Source organism: Nostoc sp. T09 (genome assembly GCF_002154695.1).
In the GTDB taxonomy this organism is placed as follows: domain Bacteria; phylum Cyanobacteriota; class Cyanobacteriia; order Cyanobacteriales; family Nostocaceae; genus Aulosira.
On record NZ_MTAV01000170.1, the window covers coordinates 1 to 25,892 of the forward strand.

General features: G+C 41.7%; 24 protein-coding genes and 2 pseudogenes. 10 read left to right on the forward strand and 16 right to left on the reverse strand.

The features are described 5' to 3' along the window. The 3 genes and pseudogenes from BV372_RS28665 to BV372_RS28670 form a co-directional block, all read right to left on the reverse strand. Positions 1–740 (reverse strand): annotated as a pseudogene (locus BV372_RS28665) (hypothetical protein); the annotation flags it as partial. Between the two features lie 120 nt (positions 741–860). After that, positions 861–983: a hypothetical protein gene (locus tag BV372_RS37970; protein ID WP_256973519.1), complete on the reverse strand. Its 123-nt coding sequence runs from the start codon at positions 981–983 to the stop codon at positions 861–863. Beyond that, on the reverse strand, positions 970–1,230 hold the full coding sequence (locus BV372_RS28670; RefSeq protein WP_086689944.1) for a helix-turn-helix transcriptional regulator: 261 nt from the start codon (positions 1,228–1,230) through the stop codon (positions 970–972). Before BV372_RS28670 ends, BV372_RS37970 begins: the two co-directional genes overlap by 14 nt. Before the next feature lie 220 nt (positions 1,231–1,450). Between BV372_RS28670 and BV372_RS28675 the strand changes: the two genes are divergently transcribed. Then, positions 1,451–1,753, forward strand: coding sequence for a hypothetical protein (locus BV372_RS28675; protein ID WP_086689946.1), 303 nt, complete (start codon positions 1,451–1,453; stop codon positions 1,751–1,753). Between the two features lie 73 nt (positions 1,754–1,826). Here the strand turns inward: BV372_RS28675 and BV372_RS28680 are convergent, their stop codons facing one another. The 4 genes and pseudogenes from BV372_RS28680 to BV372_RS28695 all read right to left on the reverse strand — a co-directional run. Further along, positions 1,827–2,336 carry a TniQ family protein gene (locus BV372_RS28680; RefSeq protein ID WP_086689948.1) on the reverse strand — a complete coding sequence of 170 codons (510 nt, stop codon included), beginning with the start codon at positions 2,334–2,336 and terminating at the stop codon, positions 1,827–1,829. A gap of 34 nt (positions 2,337–2,370) precedes the next feature. After that, positions 2,371–3,177, reverse strand: coding sequence for a TniB family NTP-binding protein (locus BV372_RS28685; protein ID WP_086689950.1), 807 nt, complete (start codon positions 3,175–3,177; stop codon positions 2,371–2,373). A gap of 3 nt (positions 3,178–3,180) precedes the next feature. Beyond that, positions 3,181–5,142, reverse strand: coding sequence for a Mu transposase C-terminal domain-containing protein (locus BV372_RS28690; protein WP_086689952.1), 1,962 nt, complete (start codon positions 5,140–5,142; stop codon positions 3,181–3,183). A 263-nt stretch (positions 5,143–5,405) separates the two neighbouring features. Continuing rightward, a pseudogene (locus BV372_RS28695) lies at positions 5,406–5,699 on the reverse strand (response regulator transcription factor); the annotation flags it as partial. Between the two features lie 177 nt (positions 5,700–5,876). Here BV372_RS28695 and BV372_RS28700 point away from each other — a divergent pair. Continuing rightward, positions 5,877–6,749 carry an S-methyl-5'-thioadenosine phosphorylase gene (locus BV372_RS28700; protein ID WP_086689956.1) on the forward strand — a complete coding sequence of 291 codons (873 nt, stop codon included), beginning with the start codon at positions 5,877–5,879 and terminating at the stop codon, positions 6,747–6,749. A gap of 238 nt (positions 6,750–6,987) precedes the next feature. Here BV372_RS28700 and BV372_RS28705 read toward each other — a convergent pair whose 3' ends face one another. From BV372_RS28705 to sat, 3 genes are all read right to left on the reverse strand, one after another. After that, positions 6,988–8,100, reverse strand: a complete 1,113-nt coding sequence (locus BV372_RS28705) for a tetratricopeptide repeat protein (RefSeq protein WP_086689958.1) — start codon at positions 8,098–8,100, stop codon at positions 6,988–6,990. Between the two features lie 67 nt (positions 8,101–8,167). After that, positions 8,168–10,279 carry a caspase family protein gene (locus tag BV372_RS28710; RefSeq protein ID WP_086689960.1) on the reverse strand — a complete coding sequence of 704 codons (2,112 nt, stop codon included), beginning with the start codon at positions 10,277–10,279 and terminating at the stop codon, positions 8,168–8,170. Positions 10,280–10,379: 100 nt separating this feature from the next. Beyond that, positions 10,380–11,558, reverse strand: a complete 1,179-nt coding sequence (gene sat / locus BV372_RS28715) for a sulfate adenylyltransferase (RefSeq protein WP_086689962.1) — start codon at positions 11,556–11,558, stop codon at positions 10,380–10,382. Between the two features lie 150 nt (positions 11,559–11,708). Here sat and BV372_RS28720 point away from each other — a divergent pair, with 150 nt between their 5' ends. From BV372_RS28720 to BV372_RS37975, 4 genes are all read left to right on the forward strand, one after another. Continuing rightward, positions 11,709–12,350, forward strand: a complete 642-nt coding sequence (locus tag BV372_RS28720; RefSeq protein WP_086689964.1) for a Uma2 family endonuclease — start codon at positions 11,709–11,711, stop codon at positions 12,348–12,350. A 13-nt stretch (positions 12,351–12,363) separates the two neighbouring features. Continuing rightward, on the forward strand, positions 12,364–12,600 hold the full coding sequence (locus BV372_RS28725; protein ID WP_086689966.1) for a hypothetical protein: 237 nt from the start codon (positions 12,364–12,366) through the stop codon (positions 12,598–12,600). 307 nt (positions 12,601–12,907) lie between these two features. Next, on the forward strand, positions 12,908–13,177 hold the full coding sequence (locus BV372_RS28730; RefSeq protein ID WP_086689968.1) for a type II toxin-antitoxin system ParD family antitoxin: 270 nt from the start codon (positions 12,908–12,910) through the stop codon (positions 13,175–13,177). Continuing rightward, a complete protein-coding gene (locus BV372_RS37975; RefSeq protein ID WP_256973521.1) occupies positions 13,177–13,338 on the forward strand; it encodes a type II toxin-antitoxin system RelE/ParE family toxin in 162 nt (53 codons plus the stop codon). Before BV372_RS28730 ends, BV372_RS37975 begins: the two co-directional genes overlap by 1 nt. A gap of 543 nt (positions 13,339–13,881) precedes the next feature. On the opposite strand, the gene mnmA is transcribed toward BV372_RS37975, so the two are convergent. After that, complete coding sequence (mnmA, locus tag BV372_RS28740; RefSeq protein WP_086689970.1) at positions 13,882–14,937, reverse strand: tRNA 2-thiouridine(34) synthase MnmA; 1,056 nt, start codon at positions 14,935–14,937, stop codon at positions 13,882–13,884. A gap of 364 nt (positions 14,938–15,301) precedes the next feature. On the opposite strand from mnmA, the gene BV372_RS28745 reads away from it, so the two are divergent. Next, positions 15,302–16,114, forward strand: coding sequence for a hypothetical protein (locus BV372_RS28745; protein WP_086689972.1), 813 nt, complete (start codon positions 15,302–15,304; stop codon positions 16,112–16,114). 193 nt (positions 16,115–16,307) lie between these two features. Here the strand turns inward: BV372_RS28745 and BV372_RS28750 are convergent, their stop codons facing one another. After that, positions 16,308–16,598 carry a hypothetical protein gene (locus BV372_RS28750; RefSeq protein ID WP_086689974.1) on the reverse strand — a complete coding sequence of 97 codons (291 nt, stop codon included), beginning with the start codon at positions 16,596–16,598 and terminating at the stop codon, positions 16,308–16,310. Here BV372_RS28750 and BV372_RS28755 point away from each other — a divergent pair. Further along, positions 16,590–18,170 carry an NAD(P)H-hydrate dehydratase gene (locus BV372_RS28755; protein WP_086689976.1) on the forward strand — a complete coding sequence of 527 codons (1,581 nt, stop codon included), beginning with the start codon at positions 16,590–16,592 and terminating at the stop codon, positions 18,168–18,170. The genes BV372_RS28750 and BV372_RS28755 overlap by 9 nt on opposite strands. Positions 18,171–18,302: 132 nt before the next feature. On the opposite strand, the gene BV372_RS28760 is transcribed toward BV372_RS28755, so the two are convergent. The 4 genes from BV372_RS28760 to BV372_RS35580 form a co-directional block, all read right to left on the reverse strand. Beyond that, positions 18,303–19,097, reverse strand: coding sequence for a Tab2/Atab2 family RNA-binding protein (locus tag BV372_RS28760; RefSeq protein WP_086689978.1), 795 nt, complete (start codon positions 19,095–19,097; stop codon positions 18,303–18,305). A 78-nt stretch (positions 19,098–19,175) separates the two neighbouring features. Continuing rightward, the gene (locus BV372_RS28765) at positions 19,176–19,769 is read right to left on the reverse strand and encodes a Uma2 family endonuclease (RefSeq protein ID WP_086689980.1); all 594 of its coding nucleotides are present in this window, start codon (positions 19,767–19,769) and stop codon (positions 19,176–19,178) included. 210 nt (positions 19,770–19,979) lie between these two features. Then, positions 19,980–22,193 (reverse strand): alpha-glucan family phosphorylase, encoded by a 2,214-nt coding sequence (gene glgP / locus BV372_RS28770; protein WP_086689982.1) that lies wholly within the window; start codon positions 22,191–22,193, stop codon positions 19,980–19,982. A gap of 589 nt (positions 22,194–22,782) precedes the next feature. Then, positions 22,783–23,004 carry a hypothetical protein gene (locus tag BV372_RS35580; protein ID WP_143845355.1) on the reverse strand — a complete coding sequence of 74 codons (222 nt, stop codon included), beginning with the start codon at positions 23,002–23,004 and terminating at the stop codon, positions 22,783–22,785. An 898-nt stretch (positions 23,005–23,902) separates the two neighbouring features. Between BV372_RS35580 and BV372_RS28775 the strand changes: the two genes are divergently transcribed. Both BV372_RS28775 and BV372_RS28780 read left to right on the forward strand, forming a co-directional pair. Continuing rightward, positions 23,903–24,577, forward strand: a complete 675-nt coding sequence (locus BV372_RS28775; RefSeq protein WP_086689984.1) for a DUF6875 domain-containing protein — start codon at positions 23,903–23,905, stop codon at positions 24,575–24,577. Positions 24,578–24,600: 23 nt separating this feature from the next. Further along, positions 24,601–25,892, forward strand: a 1,292-nt coding sequence (locus tag BV372_RS28780; RefSeq protein WP_143845357.1) for an amino acid adenylation domain-containing protein, incomplete at its 3' end; no start/stop codon positions are given.

Consider the following 25,892-nt stretch of genomic DNA (forward strand, 5'->3'; position numbering starts at 1 on the left):
TGCGTTGCTGCCCAATCTTGAGGCAAAGCTTCTCTGGTTCTGACAGTTAAAGCCGCAGTATAAGCAGTAATGGCATTTTCGATGTTATCTGCTCTGTCTCCTTTGATTCTCTCCTTGTAGGCATTTGCGAGATTATTTTGCGTTGCTGCCCATTCTTGAGGCAAAACTTCTCTGGTGTAGACAGTTAACGCGACTTCATAGCCAGTGATGGCAATTTCCATATTGCTGGCTTTGCTACCCAAGGGGAATTGCGCTATTAAATTGCTAAAAGATAAAATAAATTCTGCTAAATATTCCGCCTCATCTGCTTTAGCTTCCCCAAGTGTATTTGTCCCCCAACGGCGCAATATTTCTGCTAACACTCCATCAAGTTTGTCTGTATTCTTTGCCAGCAAGGGGTAAACTACCTGGGAATTACCACTACTGTCTGCGGTTGCATGTAGTACCTGCATCAAGAATTGGTAATATATCTGTATCTCTTCCTGACTGAGAGACTGTAAATCTACTTTAGTATCTAGATTTAATACTTCCCTTAGTTGCATTGCCAAAGTTTGCAACCAATTCGCTGTTTTCTCATCCCCGTGTTGGGAACACATCTGTGCTACTTCTTCTACCGTCTGCACAAAGCCAGCATCAAGTAATTCTTGGTTTGCTGCTAAAATCTCGGTTTTTTCACCACTGGGAGAATCTAACAGGCTGCGAATGAGGTTGAGATAGGCTTGCTGACGCTGTTCATTCATGGGTAAGGGTGTGAGACGCAACTAGATCATAAGGAAAATTCAACACCAACGCCCTAAATTCCAGAGAAGTGGAGAATTTCATCACTGATGTTGCGTTTTTGAGGACGAGCGATAATCCCCCTATTGCCCAGTGGCAATTTCACTTAACAGCAGGATGCGTTGGCGTAGCCCGCCGTAGGCATCGCTAATTGTTAAAGAGTGCGATCGCTCAACTCCCAACGCCCTTAAATCACACCACTTCAACGCTAGAAACTACCTTCCCATCGTCATCATTGGGTAAATATTCCAAAAGCTCCCCAGGTTGACAATCCAATGCCTTACAAATGCCGTTTAACCTTTCTGGAGTTAATCGTGGCATTTCGTCAACCTTACGCAGTCTGTACACTGAATTTTCAGTTATTCCTAAAGCCTCAGCTAAATCCTTGTTCCTCACTCGCTTTCGCGCCATCACTTCATTTAATTTCCAGCGAATCACTTTATCCATAGGCATATTACTACATCCCCAGTTTAGTTGCTGCTAGACGTAGATTTCTCTACTTGTCAGTATCAAATATCATGCGTAGACTTATAACATTCTAAGTTTTATAAATCTACGCTTGACGCAAATCTACACGTCACGTAGATTAATTGATAGACAAAACAAAAGCGATCGCCCTCCGGGAAGAGACTGCGATCGCCTTTTGTGGAACCCCATCGATGAGGTTACTTAGATGATTGTACAAGAAGAGTTTGAGAACCAAGCCTTGGCTAAATCAGAGTTTGAGGAATACATTGACCACCTTGCTGAAACAGTAGCGCCAGAAATTGAAATCGATTCAGTACCAGATGATCTTGGAGAACTGTATCGAGTTTGGAACAGCTATCATTTGCTGGGAACTTTTTATCAGAACGTTGAAGGCAAATGGGTAGCACAACCCTGTAATAGCGATGACAGACCCTGTTGTGACACCCCTGAATTAGCACAGCTATTCATCATTGCTGTTAACGGGTTGCTGGTGGCTGATGTAGCGTAACCACTGGCATAAATTTTTTTCCATCGCCTAGAGACGTGAATATCAGCACGTCTCTTTCTTGTTTAATTTTTTCTCAATAACGTTTCTGGCGCTTTGCCATCTTTGCAAAAGGCAAAGAACAATGAGAACATTTCCCTTCCATCCAATCAGCGGGAATTGGGAAGGGCGTTTGGCAATTAGTGCATTTTGTTAACAAACCCAACTGGTGGCGATCGCATTTCATTTTCTCTTTAAACTGCCACTCAATTCGGTGACAAGGTACTTCTGCATAACAAGCACCACATAACCTAATTGGTCTGGGTTTCATGGTGACACCCTTTGGTGGCAGCATATCTAAAAGTTTGTCAACCTGTACCTCAACCACTTGTGCTAGTGCCTCCAGTTCTTGTTGAGTTGGGAATGGATTGAGGTAAAGTTTTTTCCACCTTGCCACCACTGCACCAATTCTTGCTTCTCTACCGACTTGATAGCTAGTTAGCAAATTAGCTCTTTCAAAACGACCTAAAAAGTGACTAATACTTTCTCCAGGTAATGGTTCAATTATGTTTATCCAAGCATCAAAGTCATAAATTTCATTTGACATTTGCTCTAATAATTTTAATATTTTATATTTTCTTTTAGCTTGCTACTAATGAATAGTCTCCTTCTATGCTCTCCAAAACTGATTTATCTATTTTGTTCACACCAGATTCTAATGCTTTAACTGCTGCATCTTTCAGAATTTGATCTAATAATCTAATTTGACCGTCCGTTTTTTCCTGTAAAAGAGTTATTATTTCTTGGTTATCTGCCAAATTCGAGGGTTTTGGTAGTTTCAGAATTTCCTGTTCCCAAATTTTTACTGTTTTTCTAAAGTTGGCTCCTAAGAGTTTTTCAAAACTAAAGTAGGATGCAAAGCGTCCAGCAACCTGCTCATCTTTGCTAATTAAGGTATCCAATCGGCTACTTGTACCTACCATTATTGGGACAATTTTGACCTTATCGAATAAGTCTCTAACATCTGGAAGTGTTTTAAATTGAAGACGATGAGCTTCATCAATAATCAGTACTTCAACTTTGCATTGTTTAATTAGATACCATGCTCGTTCTCGAAGCTGATTTTCATTACCACCTTTCGCCTTAAATTTGAGAGTTTCAATGATAGTCTTAAACAAAAGTGAAGGGCTACAAGAACTTCCTGTTAGCTCAACATATAGTACAGGAACAGTTGGATTTTGATTAGGTGTTTTGACTACTCTATTTTGGTACGTATAAAAAAGAGAAGCTGTAGTTTTACCCAAACCTGACTCTCCTACTGCCCTACCAGGTTTTCGTAATTTACGCCTTTCATCTAACCAAATACTAAATCTCTTAACTTGTTCAATATTTAAAATATTTGGTTGTCTGAGACGTTCGATTTCTTGTTGTATTTCCTCAGTAATCATAGTTTACAAACCTAGCTCTTCACACAGCAGTCGGAAATCCACTTTTTCTATTATCTCATCGGTTTCAGTAGTAGTTGCTAAAATCTCAATCTGTTTATTTTTATTCTCCTCTTCTCTTGGTGGTAGTTGTTCTATACGTTTTTGTTCAGAGTTGCGGCGTTCAGCTTTAGTTTTGTTTTTCTTCTGTTTCAAAAAGTTTCTGCGTCTAATTGCCTCTTCCAAAATTGAAATATTATTGATACCTTTCCCACTATTTCCAGCTTTTTTACGTGCATATTTAACTTCTTCAACTGACAGTCTTTCTGCTTCTAATCCAACAGCATAAGCACGGGCTAAAAATATTTCTTTATTATTCTTGCGACCGTATACCAATACCAGAGTAATATCTCTGGGGTCGAACCTTAAAATGATTTTTTCACCTGCGTAAGCCCCTAAATTTTCTCCTCTGTAACGAAGTCCAGAAAAATTGAGATAGCCATTGTCATACACTACTCGCTCTGCTGCCTTCATTAAGCAAATATCAAGTTCTCTTTCGTTGAGCAAAGTAGGAGGCATCCGCAATCCCTTTTGCCAACGCTCAATCCGGCTCTGTGTTGGAGTTAAAGGGTTAGCTTGACTTCGGGCATCAGGTTTTTGATTATAGCTATCGACAATGTATCCAACAATAAGTTTTTCAAGTTCAGGAAGACTTATACAAGCTTTTTTTTCAGCATCCTCTGGGCGGTCTTTGACACTTGACCCTGTGTAACCTGGCATTTCAGAAAGTAGCCCACTCATGGTTCTAAATGGTCGTTCTACAATACCGCCATCTGAAGGTTTGCTTCGCAGGATTGGTTCAAAATCTAATTCGTCAGCAATCCATTCCACTAAATGTTTTGAGCGAAAATCTTTACCACCATCGGTATAAACATATTTAGGTACACCGTAAGCACTCCACTTGCATCTAAGTTCATACTCCGAACCGTAGCGTTTTGGCATAATTGCGTTACGTAGCGCCAAAGCTACAACTTGAGAACTAGGCGCGGCTAAGCCTAAACGTAATCCAACAATGCAGCGAGAATAACAATCTATTACTGTCGTTAATTGAGGACGACCTATCTCTTCGCCATCCTCATCAACTAATAAGATGTCAGCCTTAGTGTGGTCTGTTTGCCAAACCTGATTGCTGTACTTAATAGATATCTCTTGACCATCACGAGTTCTGATGACATGCTCAGAGCCATGCCATCCAGGGCTACGGCTAGTGCGAGATTGATGCTTTTTCTCTTCCAGTGGTTTGAGCCATCTTTCTACCGTTCTTGCACAGGGAGCCTTGCCGTATTTCTGCCAATAATTAAACCCTTCTGTCTTAGCTTTAGCTTTAATGAGCGTATCGACTTTCCAGTCCAATTCTTCTCCTCTAAACCCCTGTGTCTCTAGCTTTGATATCTCCTGCTTCAATTCGTTTTTAGCTAACTCGTAAGCTCTGATCGCAATTTTCTCTGCCACCTGAGTACGAGTCATGCGATCGCTGCCTTTATTGCCAGCTTTATAGGTTTTAACAGTCAAGTTATACCAGTATTCGCTTTTCCTGGTTTGTCCTTTATCTGCTCTAGGAGTCTCTGCGAAGGCAACTAAACCGTTTTCTTGCCAAGCCTTAACTAAGCGTCTCACTGTTCTTTCCGACTTTCCTAGCTTCTGGGCAGCTTCTTTCAACTTTTGCCCATAAGTTTTGCGATCGCAGGGTTCACGTAAACTCCGAATTATTTCTAATTTGAGCCTTTGTTGACCTGACAGCCTGAGTTCCGAATCCTCTAAAAATCGCTGATCCAAAAACTCAACCGATTTGTCTTCTTCGGCAGAATTGTAATCCTCATTTACAAGAATTACATCCAATGAGTCGTCGAACAGGTCTGCATCTTCATCACCTAAGAGGTAGGTATCTTCTTCCAGTTGAAAATCGTCATCTACATCTAAAGCGCTCATAGATGTAATTTTTTTGTGAAAAACTAACGTACATTTATACTACTATAAAGCTGTGAAGAATTGACAGTTAATTTTTCGCTAAATTAACAAATGACGCTTAATATGTCGCATTAACAAAAAATTGACATATAATTTGTCGAAAACAACCTAAACAGCTTTCTTAGCTATCAAATGGTGAAAAGTATTGATATATAAGGATTATTCGCTAATGTATAAGTTTGACATATAATTTGTCGATGTGGTCAATTAATTTGTCGCTCTACAGCACCACTCGAGAGTGCTGCAATTACCTCCGTTTGAGAGGTATGAGAGGTGAGTATGACAACCTTCACATCAGGTAGAACCTTTTTAATTTCTTGTGTCGCAGCAATTTCATCCAGATGTGGCATTCCGACATCCATCACCACTACATCTGGCTGAAGAGCGATCGCAGATTCTATACCCACATATCCATCTTCTGCTATACCCACAATTTCCAACTGAGGATAAGCAGAGAGTGTATGTTTCAGCCCAATCCGCATCATGGGATCATCTTCGACAATCAAAATTTGCAGCATTAGTCGCTAGAGTTCCTCACTCTTAGAAAGTTTCGTTGATCCTAATAGCGATCATGCCACGACTTTCTAGTGCAATTAATTGATTAACTTTAGAACGGATATGAGGATTATCTACTGAACAATAGAAACATTTCGGTAAAATAACTTGGCAGCTTTGCAAGGAACAGGTGAGAAATCATGGCAACAGCTAGAATTGGAATTATTGGTGGCAGCGGTTTATACAAGATGGATGCACTGAAAGATATAGAAGAAGTGCAAGTACAGACGCCGTTTGGTTCACCTTCGGATGCTTTAATTGTGGGTACATTAGATGGTACAAAAGTAGCTTTTTTGGCGCGTCATGGACGGAATCACACACTATTGCCCTCAGAATTGCCGTTTCGTGCCAATATCTATGCAATGAAGCAATTGGGTGTAGAGTATTTAATTTCGGCTAGTGCGGTTGGTTCGCTCAAAGAAGCAGCCAAACCACTTGATATGGTAGTGCCAGATCAATTCATTGACAGAACAAAAAATCGGGTTTCAACGTTTTTTGGAGAAGGAATTGTGGCTCACATTGCTTTTGGCGATCCGGTTTGTCACAATTTGGCGGGTGTTGTAGCAGATGCGATCGCCTCTTTAAATCTATCAGACGTAACTCTGCATCGCGGAGGCACTTATGTGTGCATGGAAGGGCCAGCATTTTCCACCAAAGCGGAATCAAATCTTTACCGCAGTTGGGGTGCAACAGTGATTGGGATGACAAATTTACCAGAGGCGAAGTTAGCCAGGGAAGCAGAAATTGCCTATGCAACTTTAGCATTAGTAACAGATTACGATTGTTGGCATCCAGACCACGATAGTGTCACAGTGGAAATGGTAATTGGTAATTTGCAGCGTAATGCAGTTAATGCACAAAAAGTAATTCAAGAAACTGTACGCCGCTTGAGTGAAAATCCGCCTCCTAGCGATGCACATTCGGCTTTGAAATATGCAATTTTAACTCAGTTGGATAAAGCACCGACGGCGACTAAAGAAAAGTTAGGCTTGTTATTGCAGAAGTATTTGTAGATTCGCTCATGCCTAGGGATGAGTGAGTAGATTACACCCAAAGATTTCTGAAAGTACACACACAATAAAGCCTCCTGCGTCATAGTTTTCAAAAGCTATTCGACCTTATTGGCGATATTATTAATAACTATTCACGCAGGATTACTTAAAGTGATGGCGAGTTTAGCTATTTAGTAAAATAAACGAATCGCAGAGACCGATAACGCAGAGAATAAAAGCGATTGCAGGCTATGTAAATTTAGCCTTCAATTAATTTCTGAAAGCGCTCATCTACTCGGATAGCATCAAAGTCTGGATTAGTTTTTGCAAATTCTCGATGTAGGTTTCCTCTTAACTTAATTGCCTGTCTTAGATGTTCAATTGCTAAATCGCTCTCATTAAGGAATACATGACAACGAGCTTTATGCATCCAAGCCCAGTGAAAATCAGGCTGAAATTCTAAAGCTTTGCCATAGCAGCTAATAGCTTCATCATATCGTTGTAATTTTCTCAGCGAATTACCACAGCCGAACCAAGCTATATAGTGTTCGGATTGAATACTAATCGCTTTTTCATATGATAATAATGCTTCTGAATAGCGTCCTAATTTCCTGAGCGTCCAGCCATGATTTACCCAAGCTATATATGAATCAGTTTCTCTTTGCGTCACTTTTTCATAACAAGCTAAAGCCTCTTCAAATTGACATTCAAAAAATAAAGCATCTCCTTGCTTGAGATAATCGTTGGTAGTAAAAAATAAGCGAGGATTTTCAGATTTCAAAATTTCTAATTGGGTGGTCAAATCTTGAATTTTTTGCTGGATTTCAGGATGAACATAATCTTGTGTTAATGAAGGAGAAGGTGTAAGTCCACATAGTTGTTGCAAAATTTGCTCTTTCTGGCTTTGTGCATCTAAATATAAATTATTTAATTCAGATAATTGATTTAGAAAGTTAGATTTTAATACTTCTAGTTCTTGCCTAAAAGCTACTGTCTGATTTTTTAATTCGGCGGCTACTTCTTTTTCTAGTTGCTTTTCTACTTCTTCTTCTAAACGTTTTTTGCTTTCAGCGACTACTTCACTAATTACACTGCGACGCAATAACCAAACACCAGCTGCCGCCAAAATCGGCAACATAGTCAGTACGACTAGCATAATATTGAGTAAGGCTGTAGTGTGATTAAAAGCACGGTCAACTTCCTCTTGCACCTGATTATCTATTTCTAATTTTTCCCTATCTGACAACGTGGGTATGGGAGTTGCTGGCTGGTATACTACAGGTGTTTTATTTACTTGAGGTGCAGCTATGGCACTATTGGCAGTTAGAAGAACGAATAAAAGCCCTAACGCAATTTGATTCTTGATATTCATGCAATTCTACTAAGTGTAAACTCAGAATCTATCGTAAACTACACAACGAAGATACTGAGTTCCTTGTTTAAGTTACTTGAAAACTGAAGCTGAGAGTTGCCCAATTATTCACATCCAACATATAAGAGTCAGCTGCTGTAGCGCTAATCTCTGCTTTGGCTGGACTAGCATTATGTAAGTCTTGGAGTAAGGCTTGGGCGACTTCTAAAGGGTTTAATAACGGGCCTATAGGTTGCTGATCTGTTGTGCTGTTCTTAGCAGTTTCCAAGGTGGTTAAGGTTTCGCTGAAGGGTGTGGTGCTGAAAATCAGTTGGTGTTCGCATTCATAAGCTGGTCCTGCAATCACCCATTCAGAGGCGGCAGCGCTTTGTGGTAAGGTGAATGTTTCACCTGAGGCAATCACCAGTTGTTTAACTAAGGGTATAGTTTGGGAACTGTTGGGTTCTGAGGGAGTTTGCCAAGGATAAAATGCGATCGCACTCCTGCTATTCTTTAATCCCACTAAGATGAAATATACTGGGCGATCGCCCATGTTTTGCAATCGGTACTGCATACGACTGCCAATTGGCACAATTGGAGTGCTGAGTGACTTATTAGTTAAAGTTTCAGCACCTAGAGTCCGCATAGTTTCTCGTTGCATGACAACGCGAGGCGATATGCTGTTGATCGTCTCTAGAGTTGCTTTGATTGCCAAGCGCGAAGATCCTTCATTTTCGGTAAGACGCCATAACTTGGCTGCTAACAAAGTGGGTAATTTTGGTGCTAACCTTTGTACTGCAACTTTTACCGCTTCCCCTACTTCTCCAGCACTGTTGAGAATTGGTTCGCCGCCAACAGAAAATAGACCGTAGCGAGTCGGAGTTTGCAACAGTTTGCAAAACAGATAATCAGCTGGTTGTTCTGCCGCAACTACAGTTGAAACATGGGAGACTGTCGCAAAAGCACTGGTAGCATCTACGCGTTCAATTCTTTCTAATCCCGTATCGAGGGCGACTATTAAACCAATATTGCGGGGTAAAACTCGCACTGCTTCTTGGACGAGTTGCCCGACTTGTAAAGGAGTAGTACTATCAAGGCTGGAGAGTTGTGCTTTTGCTGTTAACCCAGTACGCGATCGCAATACTAGCTGTTCTCCGGTAACTAAGCTGAGTCGGGAGTTAACGCCATAATATTCAAGGACTTGTGGTGGTAGTCCTGCTAACCAGAGGCTAACTGTTTTCCCATCTTCTTCTGTAGCTGTAATTGCTCCTTCGCCCCCAACCGTACTGTCAGGAACAAAATTATCAGCTAGTAATGGATTTTTCTTGCTACTTAATAAAGCTGGTTGCTGCTTGCTACCCAGCTTGCGCATAGAACTTTCCACTTGAGAAAGACTAACTTGAATTGTCTTTGCAGGAATGGCTTCCCATAAATATTGCGTTAAAGCGTAGGTAAATAACCCAGCACTAAAACCAGACAGCAACACTTCCCTAGCTGATTGCTTCGCATCTACCGTTGCTGTTAATAGCAGAGGTGGGGTAAGTTCCCCCTTACTCGATAAATTTTGCGTTTTGAGTTGTTTGAGAAATTCTAGTTCTGCTGATGCTAACTCCGTATCTACTAATTCGGGACGGGCGCGAATTTGCAATCCCAGTGGCTGAATTGTCGGAGCATAGTAACTAGTATCTAATACTGCGGTGACACGATCTGTAGGGAGCGATCGCAACAATAACAGTAGAGTTTCTTCTAATAAATAATTGACAATTTTACTATTTTGTGAATCGTATGGTATTAAAGCATTTTGTACCGTGTCGGTTTCTGATTTAATGCGAGTACCGTAGCCACTAAAGTGAAAGACCACAACATCACCTGGTCTAACTTGCTTGCCAAGATGTTCTAAAAAAGCGGCTTCGATGAATTCTCGGCTAGCTTGTTCCTCCGTTAAAGTAAGGATATTGGAGGCTGGAAAGCCAAAGCGATACATCAACAGTTCTTTTTGCAGTTCTACATCGGTCAAACAACCACTGAGGGCTGGATTACCTGAATATTGATTGATACCTATTAATAATGCCAATTTACGCAGATTGGGTTGCGCTAAAGCTTGGTAATAGCGATTTCCCAAGCTCAACCACTCAGTCTCAGTCACACCCAAAACTGCAAGTATTGAGCCAATTCGTTGTAAAAAAGTCCGACGCTTCATAAATTCGCTATCAGCCCTCAGCCCATCAGCATAACAGCTTAAAGGGCTGAAGCCTGTAGTGTAAAGTTAAAGTTGGTACAATTCGCGCTATCAGGGAATCCTAGGCTAAGACTTGCACTTGCATTGCCCTGGTCAACTCCGCCGCTACCTCAGGACGAGAAAATTCTGGTGGAGGTAGTTCACCCCGGCGCAGCATCTCCCGAACTTTGGTTCCCGACAGGTGAATACGTTCTTCTGGCTTACTAGGACTAGTTTTGGTTGTAGCCATTTGTTTGGTGCGCGTGCAGTAAAAAGCGTGTTCAAACTTCATCGGCACAATGCCCAACTCATTTGGCTCAAACTCATCAAAGATATATTGAGCATCGTAAGTGCCGTAATAGTCACCTACACCTGCATGATCCCGCCCAACAATAAAGTGAGTGCAACCGTAGTTTTTGCGGACTAAAGCATGGAAAATTGCCTCCCGTGGACCAGCATAACGCATTGCCGCTGGATTAATTGCCAAAATCACTCTGTCTAAAGGATAGTAGTGTTCTAGCAAAATCTCATAGCAGCGCATCCGCACATCAGCAGCGATGTCATCTTCTTTTGTTGCCCCGACCAATGGATGCAAAAATAGACCATCTACGGTTTCTAAAGCGCACTTTTGAATATATTCATGGGCGCGGTGGATGGGGTTGCGAGTTTGAAAGCCAACGATAGTTTTCCAGCCCTTGGTTCTGAACATCTGCCGAGATTCGGCAGGATCGATTTGGTAGGCGGGAAACTGGGGATGGGGATGGCGTTGCAATAGCCAGATATCGCCTGCAAGATTGATGGGCCCTTGGTTATAGACTACTTGCACACCAGGATGTTTGACATCATCAGTGCGATAGACATTAATTGCTTCGCGGGTTTTATCGTAGGCATACTTTTGCGTTAACTGTAAAACCCCAATATACTCGCCTCTGGGGTTATCCAAACGGATCAAGCCGCCTTCGGTGAGGGGGGAAGCTACTTCTTCGGCTACCGACAGTGTAATCGGAATTGACCACACAAGACCGTTAGCTAGGCGCATTTCTGTAACCACGCGATCGTAGTCTTCCTGGTTCATAAAACCTGTGAGTGGACTAAAACCGCCGATCGCAATCATCTCTAGATCAGAAACGGCTCGTTCGTCAAGTTGCACTCGTGGCAAAAACTCAGCCTTTGAGAGAAACTCTTCTCTTTGTTCTGGCGTGGCGATGCGATTAATCAACTGTCCACCGTGCGGCGCAATGGCATCTGGATGGTGACTCAACGTAATCCCCTCTTCGAGTTAACTGTTAATGTTTCAAACTATGTACTAACTAACTTATCAAAATGCTGGTACGTAGAGAAAAAGAGTTTGAATAATGGTGCATGAAGAATAAGTTACGCTGAAGCTAATGCACCTTACAACCTAGGAATTATGACTGCTGTATCCCCTGTGGTTAAACCTGTTAGCCTGATGCGGCTAGCGCCTGGTAGTGTAGTGACTATTCAGGATGTGAGTTGGGAAGAATTTGAGTCCATCTTACAAGAACTGGGAGAAAAGCGATCGCTGCGAGTTGTTTACAGCAATTCTACTTTAGAAATCACGGTTCCTCTACTTGAACACGAAAAGTCAAAAGACTTAATTTCTGATATTGTCAAAATTTTACTCAAGAAGATCAAGAAAAGATATGAGCCTTTTGGTTCAACCACATTTAAGCGAGAAAATTCAGCAGGAGTAGAACCAGATGCTTGCTTCTATATCGAGAATTACCAACGAATGATTGGCAAGCTTAGACTAGAACCAGACGATCCACCTCCCGATTTAGCAATTGAGACAGATCTCACCTCTAAAACAACTCTTGATGCTTACGAAGCGATCGCTGTTCCTGAATTATGGATTTACAATAGCAAAAAACTTTCTATTTACCTGCTCAAAAATGGGCATTATATTCAATCTGAAAATAGTCCCACCTTTCCCAATCTCCCTTTGACTCAAATGATTCCTGCCACTGTAGAACGGGCTTGGCTAGTGGGAATAGTGCAAGCTTTAGAAGAGGTTGAGGGCGAGATAAACTAAAATTATTGTTGATATGTTTGACCCTGTAAAGTATGCTCAAGAACCAACAGATTCACAACAGGACAATGAGTTACTGAAGTGGGTTCGTCAACTTGATGATGAGCAAAAATTTACCTTTGTTTGGCGCGTGTTAAAAATAAATCCTTGGAAAGGATGTGAATTAGCAAAGCGATCGCAACTTAAGCCAATTTTTTTAGAAGTTATTCTTGAAAAAGGACTTGTTTACGGTAATGCAAGTTCGGTTAAATAGTGGATTGCAGCAGTTATACATGGTTTAGGTCATCAACGGGTACTAAACATTATCAAGGCACATATTGATATTGCTCCATTGGGCGTATATAAAACACTTTATTGGCTACCTATGTTTTATAAAGATCAATCTGAAGAACTTAAAAATGAAGTGCGATCGCTTGAAGTCGAGTTTGAGGCAAAATACCCGAACTATGAGCCATCTCGAAGCATGGGTACTCATGCTTAACACCCAGTTTTCCTCCAATGGCAATAAATGGCAAAAATTGCCATAATTATGGTGAAGAAAAAATTAGGGAAGTTTTATAGTGAAAAGCATAAATATATCTCTCCCTGAGTCAATGCGAGCTTATGTAGAAGAAAAGGTGGCAACTGGGGGTTATAGCAGTGTCAGCGAATACTTCCGTGAGTTAGTGCGCCAAGATCAAAAGCGCCAAGCCGCTGAACGTTTGGAAACAATGCTTTTGGAAGGTCTGAATTCTGGAAATGCAACTGAGATGACTACTGATGATTGGGAAGACATTCGCCAAGCTGTGCGTGAAAGAATTGCCAAGCATAAAAGGTCAACCGAAGGTTAATGAGCAAAGTAAACAAGCGACCGCAAGTCATCCGCGACTTGATAGAATTAGCTACTTACATTGCAGAAGATAACCTAGAGGCTTCAGACCGTTTTCTTGCAGCAGCAGAAGCAACCTTCCAACAATTAGGAAACCTTGCCAATTCTCTAACCCCAAATTAGCAGACTTAGATGTAGAGATTATTAGAGTCATTCATAGTGCACGAGATATTGAAGCAATTTTGGATGAGGATTTCGGAGATGATGAGCAGTGAAAATAAATATTTAGATTTTGAGTAAATGAGTGATACGGATAAACAAGTGATCGCTTTTTCTAAATAATGGATTTACAATAACAATTTAAAATTCAACTTCTTTATAAAAATCAATCAAACTCTTCAAATAATCAAACTTTTTGTGATTAAAATTATTGAGTATTTGTCGGAAAGATATACAGCAACGAATAATATAAATAAATTGTGTATGATATCATGTCCAATTGAACACTTGTCATTGCGAACAAAGTGAAGCAATCGCAAGGATTTGGAGATTGCGTCGTTCCACATCGTTGCACTCGCAATGACATATCACAAGTAATTTGCCGGACATGATATTAGCTTAAATTTATGAAACCCAAAAATATTAGCATTTGTATGTAGAAATAAAATACCCCTCTTCGCAAGTGAAAAGGGGTGGTTTTGACTTTAGCTAAAGCCAGGGTGTGGTTCAACTAAACTGTTCAATAATTCCGCCACCCAAGACTTTATCCCCTTCGTACCACACCGCAGCTTGTCCGGGGGTGATGCTGAACTGAGGTTCATCAAACACCAAGCGCACACGAGAGTTTTCCAGAGGAATTACTGTCACTGGTGTGGGATGGGAACGATAGCGAATTTGTACTTGGGCATGAATTGGGGTGGATGGTTCAGCGATGGAAACCCAATTTACCCGATTGACGGTGCATTCTGGTTGAGTTGCCTTAGTGCGATCGCCTACTATTACCTTATTATTTACCGCATCTAATTCAATCACATACAACGGTTCTGGTGCAGCAATACCCAAGCCTTTACGCTGCCCAATCGTGTAGTGATGAACACCATCATGCTGCCCGATAACTTTACCAGATGTATCGACAATATCGCCTTTTTTGGGGGCGAGATACCGATCGAGAAATGCCCGCATGGAACCGTTACTTTCTACTAAGCATAGGTCTTGGCTTTCTGGCTTATCGGCGGTTGCGAGTCCATATTCACTAGCGATGCGGCGGGTGTCGGCTTTTTGCAGTTCACCTAGGGGAAATACGGTAGCTGTTAGTAAATCCTGCGACAAATCGTAGAGAAAATAAGACTGATCTTTGTTACGGTCAACAGCCCTTAACAATTGATAGCGTCCAGTAGCTTCGTCATAGCGAATTTTGGCATAATGACCCGTAGCGATGCGATCGCATCCAAGTTGTTCGCGGGCATACTGCACCATTGGCCCAAATTTCACAGTTTTATTGCACTGAGAGCAAGGCAGAGGTGTGATCCCAGCGCTATAACCAGCCACTAAGTAATCAACAATATTTGTCTGAAAGACATCACGAATATCAACAACTTGATGGGGAATGCCCAGTTGTTCGCAGATGTTAGCCGCGTCGATCATTCCCTCAGAGCAACACTGACCTTTGCCTTTCATCAGCCAAAGAGTCAAACCAACAACTTCAAAGCCCTGATTGTGTAGTATGGCAGCGGCGGTGGAACTGTCAACGCCACCGGAAAGACCAACGACGACTTTTTTCATATACTTAAATAATGCTAGGCTAGTGGCTTCTCCTGAAGCTAGTGCTAAAAATCAAACGCAGGTTTTGAGGTATTAAAATTCATGCCATGCAGCCTGATGGTTTCAATTGTAGCATATATCTCTTCAAACCCTTGCTAGATAAGCACTTCAGTATGTATAGGCAGTGAGGACCATCTCTACTGCTTTCTGTGATGAAATCACATAAATATCTAAACTCTCAGTAGCAGGATATAAGATTTTAGCAAGACCTATGCAATGCCACTCAGCCCGATGGACTCATTCTAAGTTAACACTTATATAGGTGCTACAACAGACAGCTCTATTAGTTCCAAGAAGGAAATTGTCGAGAACTCCTGTTACTACTATGTCCAGACCAATACCAGATCAACTGATCGCCTTTCCGATAGTGCCCTTTTTCCTGGGAGGATGCTTGGCGTTGCTCCCTGACGCTACTCCAGCACAAGCACAAGTTACCAAGAGTGGTTTTTTGTTGGCGGAACGAACGGTGGTTAATAGTTTACCACCCCCCCCAAGTCTTCAAACCATTCCTTCAAGGCAACAGACACAACCAGCAGTTTGGAATTCATATAATCAAAATTTTCAGTCTCGCCCAAGAATGAGGGTTAATCAATATAATCAAAACTTTAGACCTTACCAAACAGTGCAAGCTAATTCCTATAACTGGAGTGCTGAGCGCTACATAGTGTACGTTGATGGTAATAATTACCAGCAGTTGCAACGTGTACGCCAGTTAGAACGTAGTGCTTATATCCGGCATTACAATGGAGGTTCTGTCATCCAGTCAGGAGCCTTTAGCAGACAAGCTAACGCCCAACAACGGGTTCGAGAACTAGAGTTAAGTGGTATTTATGGGGCGCGAATTGTCAAGTCCTCAAGTGGGCAACAAGTCAGCTATAGTCCTAGTAGCAGAAATTCTAGACCGCAAAGATCTACTTATTACTATGTAACCATTCCTGCTAAGACACGAGATTTATCTGCTATTGCCAGTCGGATTCGCCAAAATTCTGGACGCTATGACATTGTAGTTGAAAGGCAACAACCACTAGGACCTCATGTAGCTGTAGGACCTTTTGCTCAGCGTTCAGATGCTGAGCGATGGAATGACTATTTGCGAAAATTGGGATATGGTAACGCCAGAGTTTACTACGGCAAGTAAAAAAAGTGCTGATTGTTGAGCAAAACCGGAGCGTCTTTAGCTCCGGTAAATGCGTAATTATACTGTTTTAATGTAAATTAAGCTGCTAAAACTTTTTGTAATGCACTAATGGCAGGTGCAAAAAAATAGCCTCTTCCTGTAGGAATAACTCAGTCTTTGATGAGATTAATCACTTCAGTGGGGCTGTCAGCAGCTATCTGCGTTTTGTTGCTGAGCGATAATTGGAGCAGGTCAATCTTGGGGATCTCACGCCCAGTAACAGTTTGTCAGCTTCTTGCCAAGCAGCGCGATCGTTTCCTAGGTGTTTGCGCGAAATCAACGCGGGGAACCCAATCCAGGTAATATCAGCCTCAGAGGAAGTTCCAGTAGCCTCTATCTGAGTAAGATTGTAGAATTGGCTCTCAGCATGAATTCCCGAATACTTAAGTTTTTTTAGCGAACCACAGAGCCAAGAAGAGATAGTTACAGAAAATTTATGACGCATCACTCTCTTGGAATCTATACTCCGCTTTCGCACAGGGAAGAAGAAATTTCCCAATTCGTAGTTACCGCAGCGCAAATGCGGGAGATTGAAGGGCGGATATTTGCGGCAGGAATGCCTGTAGTAGCTTTGATGGAAAAGGTAGCGGGATTAATTGCTCGTCGCCTGAAGGTGATGATTCCGCAAGGGAAATCTCGTGTCGGGGTTTTAGTCGGGCCGGGACATAATGGCGGTGATGCTTTGGTAGTAGCGCGGGAATTGCGCTTTCAGGGAAATGAGGTGTGGATTTACAACCCTTTTACTAAACTCAAGGAATTAACCTCGCAGCATTTGCAATATGCCCAGAGTTTGGGGATACCCTGTTATCAAACTATTGAGCAGTTGCCTGATTGTGATGTATTAGTTGATGGCTTATTTGGCTTTGGTTTAGAAAGAAACCTGACAAATGCGATCGCTTCTGCAATTAATCAGTTAAATACTTGGAAGCAGCCAATTTTTAGTATTGATTTGCCTTCAGGCTTGCACACTGATACGGGTGAGGTGTTGGGAACGGCGATTCGCGCTACTCACACATTTTGCCTGGGTTTGTGGAAGCTGAGTTTTTTGCAGGATCAAGCTTTAGATTATATCGGCAATGCAGAGCTAATCGATTTTGATATCCCTGTGGCTGATGTGCAAGCTGTGCTGGCAGATGCACCCAAGATTACCCGCATTACCACTGCTAAGGCCATCTCGAATCTACCTTTACCTCGTTCCCCAGTTACCCACAAATACAAAGAAGGACATTTGCTGTTGATTTGCGGTTCCCATCGCTATGCTGGTGGGGCAATTTTAACTGCTTTGGGTGCCCGTGCTAGTGGGGTGGGGATGCTCTCAATTGCTGTGCCAGAATATCTCAAACCCATTTTGGTGTCGCATTTGCCAGAAGCACTAGTTATTGGATGTCCAGAAACGGAGACAGGAGCCATCGCTAAACTAGAATTACCAGAAAAAACCGATTTAAGTTCCTTTGATGCGATCGCCTGTGGCCCTGGTTTAACCACAGATAGCACTCCGATTGTCCAAGAGGTACTCAATAGCGAATGCCCTTTACTTCTCGATGCTGATGCTTTGAATATCTTGGCCCAGATGGGAACCATCCCCACCTTACAAAAACGCCAAGCGCCAACGATACTTACACCCCACGCTGGTGAATTTAAGCGGTTATTTCCGGATATTCCCAATGCTAATCAAGATAGAGTCAAAGCTGTGCGATCGGCGGCAATGCAAAGTGGGGCTATAGTTTTGTTGAAAGGGGCAAGAACTGCGATTGCTAACTCCCAAGGTTCACTGTGGCTAAATCCCAAAAGTACCCCAGCATTAGCCCGTGGTGGTAGTGGCGATGTGTTAACTGGATTACTTGGCGGATTGTTAGCGCAAGCGGTAAAGAAACAAATTCCTATTGAAGATATGGTAGCAACGGCTTCTTGGTGGCATTCTCAAGCCGGCATTTTAGCAGCCCAAGAGCGTACAGAATTAGGTGTCGATGCATTTACTTTGACACAATATTTGATGAAATCTCTCACTATTTTGTAGTCAGCACTTCAGTGATTTTCAAGTTACAGCAGAATTCAGGAGTGAGAATTCAGAATTCAGAAGTAAAACAGTCTTTATGCTTGGGTTTGAGGCTGAGGATCTGTACTTCACTAACTTGAAATTTGCTGTAAGTCATTCTTCTGCCTGCAACAACCAAAAGCCACTATAAGTCATTCCCGAATCATCTGGCTGCACTAACAAAAAGTGTAGTCCTCGACTTAGCTGTTGGCGCTGTTGATAAACTTTAGCAGCCGCTGCAACTTCTGCATCTTCAAAGGTGGCGACAATCCACCTATCCACTAAACCTGCTTCTAAGATCAAGCCATCTGGTGCACCAGCAATATAATTTAACTGCACGGGACGCGCTTCATGCAACCACCGTGATAAACGCATTGATTGCCGTCCTCCGTAAATCACTACACCAGGAATTGGCGCTGTTGATGCCAAACCGAGATTGAGGGGTTTGAGAGATTCTGGCAGATGTAGAATCGGAATAGGGCGCTCACTAAAGGCTGTTTCTACATCACCAGCACTTAGAGTGGCAAAGCGCCATTGTTCTCCCCAGAGGTTTTCTGGCAAAGGTACAGGGGCTGGTTTATCTAGGGCTGTGGAATATTGTTTTTCTTCTAACCACTGCTTCAATGCCAAAGTCCGGCGAGTAGGTTCAACACTAATACCTAGATTGCGCCCAGCTGCCTCAATTAAACTTAAAGATTGCGGACGAAATACTTGAATCGCATCTGGCAGATGTTCGCCAGCAGCTAGCTGAATTTGATCTGTCAACCAACTGGAATTCGCCTCTGACTGCGGACAACTAGCTACATACTCCAAGTTGCGAGTCGCATCACAAATCAACAACTCCCAAATATTTTGTCCAGTTGGATTTTGTTGTGGACTCCGGTAAAAATCAGCTTGCCAAATTTTCATGAATTAAAACCACAGATGGAAATAATTTCCCCTCTGTACCTCTGCTGCCTATTTCTATCAACCTTAAAGTGAAACGTATCACTCTAGCAACCAAGTAAACAAGCCGTCTACAGTCAGGTGGACATCTTTGGCAAATTCTGGCACTGGCAAACTTGTTCCTGGTTCATCGTAAAAGGTGGTTGCTCGATCTGGCAAATAAACAAACACAGATTGTTCTTGTGGATCGATCAGCCATCCCATCTGAGTGCCATGCTTGAGGCAATGCAGAATATTTTTAGTAACTTTAGTTTGACTTTGCTCCGGAGATAAAATTTTAATTGTCCAATCTGGGGCAATTGAGAAGATATTTGCAACCCCGCCATTTTCCTTACGTGGAATTCTATCCCATAAAAATACAGAAATATCAGGGACAATTGACCGTCCTCCATAGACGTGCGAAGCACGGCTTCCCGAAGGGTATGTACAGCGAAGTTCTGAAAAAGCCCGTGCAATTTTTTTTGGTTTGACAACCAAGTTAATTGCAGGTGCTAACTCAGTTTGAATGACGCTATGTTCTCCTTGTGGCATCGGTTTTTGAACTATCCGCCCATCAATATATTCGCTGGCTGGTTCCGTCTCTGGCAGTTTTAGGAATTCTTCTAGAGTCAGGGGTTTAGCAGGGATCTGTACCATTTAAGGTTTTCTGAAGAAGGGTAAGTTGCACTGCTTCTATTTGTTATTGTACGCAAGTGCCATAAATTTCTCGTTTTTGGCAGTCAATACTCCAGAGTCCATTGACCATTGACTGTGGACTTTTGACAACCCTAACCTTTATCTACTAAGTTGCTTCAAAAAAAGGGGCAGGTAACCCACCCCTCTATCTAACCAGGAAACCCAAACTTTCTAAACTAGAACCTTCGCCAAAATAGGTTCTACACTCTTAGCAATTTCTGGGACATATACCTGTGAAACGTAGTCTGCAATCATTCTGTCGGTGTTGAACAGTGGAGAATTTGTTTTGATTGATGCCTTCATCATCTGCACCCAACGCTGGGGAACACCTTGAGAATTTTGGTCATAGTACAGGGGAACGATTTCTTCTTCCAACAGTTGATATAGCGATCGCGAATCTATGCGATCCTGTAATTCTTGATCGCTGGTGTTAGCATCTTCACCAATTGCCCAACCGTTAAGTGCTTTACCATCGCTGTCGGCTTTGTAGCCTTCGCACCACCAGCCATCAAGGACGCTGCAATTAAGACCACCATTAAAGCAGACTTTTTGTCCACTTGTACCAGAAGCCTCTAGAGGACGACGGGGGTTGTTCAACCAAACATCCACACCCTGCACCAGTTTTTGTCCGGTGTAAATGTCGTAATCTTCAATAAAGGCGACTCGGTTAATAATTGCTGAATGGTGACACCATTCCATCAATCTTTGAATAATCCGCTTGCCTTCTTCATCGGCTGGGTGAGCTTTACCTGCAAAGATAATTTGTACTGGACGATTAGCATTACCAAAAATCTTCAACGCCCGTTCTGCATCACGTAAAATTAAATCTCCCCGCTTGTAAGGGCTAAAACGTCGGGCAAATCCAATGGTCAGCACGTCAGGATCAAGCAAGGTTTCAGTGGCTTTAATCAGTTCGTAACTTTCACCGCGTTGTTCTCGTGCTTTCTTGACTTTATAACGGGTATAGGCAATCAGTCTTTCTTTAAGAACTCGATGTCGCCACCACAATTCTTCATCGGGAATATCGTCAACTTTCGCCCACATTTCGGGGTCCATTGCCCGAGTTTTCCAATCTGCTCCCAAATACTGATTGTATAAGTCAGCTAATAAGGGGGCAGTCCAAGTAGGTGCATGAACACCATTAGTAATGTAACCAATGGGGACTTTAGCTTCGGAATGTTGGGGATAGAGGACTGTCCACATTTTGCGGGAAACTTGACCATGCAATTCACTCACACCATTGCAAGCACGAGTCATTCGCAACGCTAAAACCGTCATACCAAAGGGTTCCCAAGGATCGCCTAGTCTTCTCGCGCCTAATGCCAAAAATTGTTCGCGGGAAAGTCGTAATTGCGGCCAGTAGTGAGCAAAGTAGGAATCGATTAAATCGGGTGAGAAGACATCGTGTCCGGCGGGAACGGGAGTATGCGTGGTGAATACACAACGATTCCGCACCGTTGCTTCAATGTCATAGAAAGATTTGTTAGTCCGTTCGATTTCTAAACGGGCAACTTCTAATGTACAGAAGGCGGCGTGTCCTTCGTTGAGGTGATAGACAGCAGGTTGAATCCCCAAAGCATCCAAGGCCCGGACACCGCCAATCCCTAATACTACTTCTTGGGCAATGCGGGTTTCTAAGTTGCCACCGTAGAGGTGTCCAGTTAGCCAGCGATCAATGGGATCGTTGTCTTCGCGATCGCTATCGAGTAAATATAATGTGACTCGCCCTACTTGTACCCGCCAAATTTGGACTTTTACCAACCGTTGACGAACTTGTAATTGGACGATCAACGGTTCCCCATTTTGAGTTTTAATTAACTCGATTGGCATCCGTTGGAAGGGGTTGTCAATGTAATAATCTTCTTGCCAGCCATGACGGTTCAAGCGTTGGCGAAAATAACCTTGGCGATACAGCAAGCCCACACCTACCATCGGTACGCCTAAATCCGACGATGATTTTAGGTGATCCCCAGCGAGAATGCCTAAGCCTCCGGAGTAGACTGGTAAGGATTCATGAATGCCAAATTCTGCGCAAAAGTAGGCAATGGGGTGGTCTTTGCTTAGTTGCGGTGCAACGCCACTTACCCAAGTATTTTGCTGAAGCATATATTGGTCAAACTCACGCGCTAAGGCTGAGATTTGCTTGAGATAAAAAGGGTCTTCGGCTAATTGGGTGAGACGTTCGTAACTAGCAGATTCTAAAATCGCCACTGGGTTATGTCCACAGCGTTCCCACTCTTGGGGATCGATACTTTGGAATAGTGCGATGCGATCGCCACTCCAACTCCACCAATAGTTATAAGCCAAATCTGCCAAACGCTTCAACGGAAAAGGTAACTTTTCACTTAAGCGTAGCGCTGCGGTAATTGCACTACTATTAGCCATACAATTCTAAACTCTCTTAGTTTTTTCTATTTCGCTGCACACTGCTTCCTAACAATTGCGCTTCAGGTTGATTTCTATCGAGTCTTCTTTGATGAATCCTCTCCTGAAGTTAGAGCAGTTTATCCACATCAATTTTGAGGAAAATGAATGGTTTTTCTTGTTTCTACCTTTTAAAAATTATCTCTGCTTTTGAACGTTTTTTTTATCAATTTCAGTCACATTATTTTAATCAAAATATTTTATTATTAAGATTTATTTAATAATTGCAATAATAAACCACATTTTCATCTTAAACCTGGATAGAAGCCAATTATATTCAAGGCTATGGATAACGTTAAAGTAATTTTTGACAGACAATTACTGTAATTTTACTGTGAGTTACGGTAAAATTTATGGTGATTACAGTCACAATAAAACCTAAAAATTAAGGGCAAAAATTTTTATACCCACTTAGCAAAAAACACCTAAATCAATAAAAAATTCTGGAAAATTAGGATTACGTGAATTTTTAGTACTTAGTTTTCAAATATGGATTTAGTTTAATCTTTAGTATTAAAAAATAATTACGTAAAATTTGCTTTAGTTAAACTTACACAATGGCAGTGCTTTTAATTCTTGGTGGCGACAAACCTGCCATAAAGCCTTTGTAGAAAAAGGGTGTAGGGAATATTCCTTTTTTAGGCTGTGGTTGAGGGCTAACAGCCTGTGGGGTTGTGTCCTGAAAATAGGCGTCAAGATGTGGAGAGGGGGAGACTGCTATTTTCGTGCTTGGTTGTAGGCGATGCCTTCGGCGGGCTTCGCCTACGCCCATAAATGCCTAGCTTGAAAATAAAGAACTTTTAACAAGGAATTAGTGACTGCAAGAAGGACAAATACCCAATAACCCTAGTTGCTACCCTGGGTATTCGTCGTTAGGCGTTCTCGTTCCCTTTTAAAGCCCTTCGGGCATAGCTGCGCTTACCGCGTTAGCGTCTCCACAGGAGAAGAGGGTTCCCGCAGGGTAGAGTAGCTGGAGGGCGTATACAAGTCTGGCGAGCGAATGCACTGGCTCTCCAATACCCAAGTTTCTTTCAAGGTCTCAAGCTAGCGCTCTTTGGCTCAGTTTATACTTAAGTAATAATACTGAGTTTGCCAAAATAGCATCTTAACTCGTCACGAATACTTTACTTAATGCAGCAACTAGCTAGCTAATATATAGCTAATAACTTTATTGTTGATGCTTTTCTATAAAGATTGTATGAAATAACATAAGTAATATTGTGGTTTTTAAGCATTTATGTAAATTATTAATAAGACAATCTTTATTAGTTACTTTCATCAGCTTTATGAAATTTCTTTCAATAAGTAAAAACTTATTTGGATATTTTAGTTAATTGAATTAATTAATATTGCTCATAATTTATCTACTGTTTTATCGTTATGAACAAATAGATGAACGAGTAGCTTATAGTTAATTTTCGAGATACTTTAAAAATCTGCAATTGCATGTCTCATATCTATATTTAGATAGATTAACTTTAAAGAAGATTTCAATTTTAATTAATAATAACTGCCTGTTATCTATATAAAACTACAATTTATTTAAATGAAGGTATAGATCTGAGTTTATTTTTTGTAGTCAGAATATTTATGCCAGACCAACTTATTAGCCTAATTGCTAATAACCCAGACAAGTAAATTCTATTAGAAATTCTATTTATTAATGCACGATGGAACTATATACACCAAGTGAAATTGAACAACTCCAGCAAGATCTACCATACTTAATAGAAACGTCCCAATGGTTGAAAACGTTTTTAGCTAGGCCTCATCCCGATCTAGGTAGACCTGGTCCTGTGTGTCCATTTGTGCCAAAAGCAATAAAGTTAGATTACATTCGCCTGAGAGTTATTCGTTCTCAAAATTTGGTTCAGCAACAAGTTGTAAATATAGTTCTACCTTACCTGAATACTTTCCTAGAGTTAGAACCAAGAGAGCAGGACGACTCTCTAAACAAAGCGATATTGCTCCTGTTTCCTGATATTAGTCATGAGGATGCTCCCAGACTAATTGATAGTGTCCAAAAACAACTTAAACCTTTGTTTGTTGAATCAGGATTGATGCTTGGAGAATTTCACAAACGTAATCAAACCCCTGGTCTGCATAACCCCAATTTTCGTCCTCTTCGCAGTCCTATCCCGATGTTAGCTATCCGCTATATGGTTGAATCGGATCTTGCCTTTCTTCAGAGTGCAGATGATATAAATCTTCGGGTTCGGTATCTTCAAGCGTACTTAAAGCGCTTTGAACAAAGATTTAAAGATGAAACCAACTTCAAGAATGCTCATCAAGCTTTAGCTTTAGCAAAACTACAACTGAAGAAGGAACCCTTAGTCATGTATTAATTTAATCGATTAAATTTTTTATTATGAGTATAGTTAGTAAAAATTTTGAATATCAGCATAATATTCAGGTAGATAAATTGAATAATACTGATGCCACTCAAATCTTACATCAGTGGCACAAAACTGAAACAATTCAAACTACAACTTTGTGCCTTCATGAATTGTTTGAAGCACAAGTTGAGCAGACACCCAATGCGGTAGCTGTAATATTTGAAAGCCAGAAATTAACTTACCGTGAATTAAATACCAAAGCTAATCAACTGGCAAACTACCTCAAGAGATTAGGAGTAGGTCCCGAGGTACTTGTTGGTATTTGTCTAGAACGCTCTTTGGAAATGGTAGTGGGACTATTAGGTATCCTCAAGGCAGGTGGAGCGTATGTGCCCTTAGACCCAGCATATCCTCAAGAGCGTTTAAGCTTCATCTTAGACGATACTCAAACTCCTCTAATATTGACTGTAAAGCAATTAGCCAAAAACCTAGCCAGTAATCAGACGCAAGTTGTTTGTTTAGACTCAGATTGGGAAATCATTGCTCAGAATAGCCGAGAAAAACCTGTAACTAAAGTAACGCTTGATAACTTAAGCTATGTCATCTATACATCAGGTTCTACAGGACAGCCCAAAGGTGTGATGATTACCCATCGTGGTATTTGCAATACACTTTACTGGCGACAAAAAACCTTTAAATTAACCGCACAAGACAAAGTTTTACAGACTATTTCTTTTAGCTTTGACCCATCTGTTTGGCAGATATTTTGGCCTTTATCGTTTGGAGCACAGCTGATTATGGCTCGCCCAAGCGGGCATAAAGATCCAGCTTACCTCATCAAGACAATTGTCAAGCAGCAAATTACAGTCATCGCTTTAGTACCCTCTATTATGCGTGTCTTACTAGAAGAGGAGGGAATCAAGAACTGTCAAAGTCTTAGACACGTTACTAGTGGCGGCGAAGCTTTATCCATTGAACTTGTAGAGCGCTTCTTTGAGCGTCTGAAGTTAGACAATGTTCTGGTGAATTGCTATGGACCAACAGAAGCAGCGATCGATGCCACCTTCTGGCGTTGCCAAAGTGGAACTGATTATATTTTTGCACCTATTGGTCGCCCCATTGCGAATACACAAATTCATATCTTGGATGAAGATTTGCAGCCTGTGCCTGTTGGAGAAGCAGGGGAGGTACATATTGGTGGTATTGGATTAGCGCGAGGTTATCTCAACCGTCGAGAACTAACCCAAGAAAAGTTTATATCTAATCCATTTGGTAGCGAAGCCGGAAGCCGTCTGTACAAAACCGGAGATTTAGCACGTTACTT

Excerpts from the sequence above, each read along its gene's own strand:
- BV372_RS28670 (WP_086689944.1), bottom strand. The coding sequence starts at position 1,230 with ATGCCTATGGATAAAGTGATTCGCTGGAAATTAAATGAAGTGATGGCG.
- BV372_RS28675 (WP_086689946.1), top strand. The coding sequence starts at position 1,451 with ATGATTGTACAAGAAGAGTTTGAGAACCAAGCCTTGGCTAAATCAGAG.
- BV372_RS28680 (WP_086689948.1), bottom strand. The coding sequence starts at position 2,336 with ATGTCAAATGAAATTTATGACTTTGATGCTTGGATAAACATAATTGAA.
- BV372_RS28685 (WP_086689950.1), bottom strand. The coding sequence starts at position 3,177 with ATGATTACTGAGGAAATACAACAAGAAATCGAACGTCTCAGACAACCA.
- BV372_RS28690 (WP_086689952.1), bottom strand. The coding sequence starts at position 5,142 with ATGAGCGCTTTAGATGTAGATGACGATTTTCAACTGGAAGAAGATACC.
- BV372_RS28700 (WP_086689956.1), top strand. The coding sequence starts at position 5,877 with ATGGCAACAGCTAGAATTGGAATTATTGGTGGCAGCGGTTTATACAAG.
- BV372_RS28705 (WP_086689958.1), bottom strand. The coding sequence starts at position 8,100 with ATGAATATCAAGAATCAAATTGCGTTAGGGCTTTTATTCGTTCTTCTA.
- BV372_RS28710 (WP_086689960.1), bottom strand. The coding sequence starts at position 10,279 with ATGAAGCGTCGGACTTTTTTACAACGAATTGGCTCAATACTTGCAGTT.
- BV372_RS28720 (WP_086689964.1), top strand. The coding sequence starts at position 11,709 with ATGACTGCTGTATCCCCTGTGGTTAAACCTGTTAGCCTGATGCGGCTA.
- BV372_RS28725 (WP_086689966.1), top strand. The coding sequence starts at position 12,364 with ATGTTTGACCCTGTAAAGTATGCTCAAGAACCAACAGATTCACAACAG.
- BV372_RS37975 (WP_256973521.1), top strand. The coding sequence starts at position 13,177 with ATGAGCAAAGTAAACAAGCGACCGCAAGTCATCCGCGACTTGATAGAA.
- mnmA (WP_086689970.1), bottom strand. The coding sequence starts at position 14,937 with ATGAAAAAAGTCGTCGTTGGTCTTTCCGGTGGCGTTGACAGTTCCACC.
- BV372_RS28745 (WP_086689972.1), top strand. The coding sequence starts at position 15,302 with ATGTCCAGACCAATACCAGATCAACTGATCGCCTTTCCGATAGTGCCC.
- BV372_RS28755 (WP_086689976.1), top strand. The coding sequence starts at position 16,590 with ATGACGCATCACTCTCTTGGAATCTATACTCCGCTTTCGCACAGGGAA.
- BV372_RS28750 (WP_086689974.1), bottom strand. The coding sequence starts at position 16,598 with ATGCGTCATAAATTTTCTGTAACTATCTCTTCTTGGCTCTGTGGTTCG.
- BV372_RS28760 (WP_086689978.1), bottom strand. The coding sequence starts at position 19,097 with ATGAAAATTTGGCAAGCTGATTTTTACCGGAGTCCACAACAAAATCCA.
- BV372_RS28765 (WP_086689980.1), bottom strand. The coding sequence starts at position 19,769 with ATGGTACAGATCCCTGCTAAACCCCTGACTCTAGAAGAATTCCTAAAA.
- glgP (WP_086689982.1), bottom strand. The coding sequence starts at position 22,193 with ATGGCTAATAGTAGTGCAATTACCGCAGCGCTACGCTTAAGTGAAAAG.
- BV372_RS35580 (WP_143845355.1), bottom strand. The coding sequence starts at position 23,004 with ATGGGCGTAGGCGAAGCCCGCCGAAGGCATCGCCTACAACCAAGCACG.
- BV372_RS28775 (WP_086689984.1), top strand. The coding sequence starts at position 23,903 with ATGGAACTATATACACCAAGTGAAATTGAACAACTCCAGCAAGATCTA.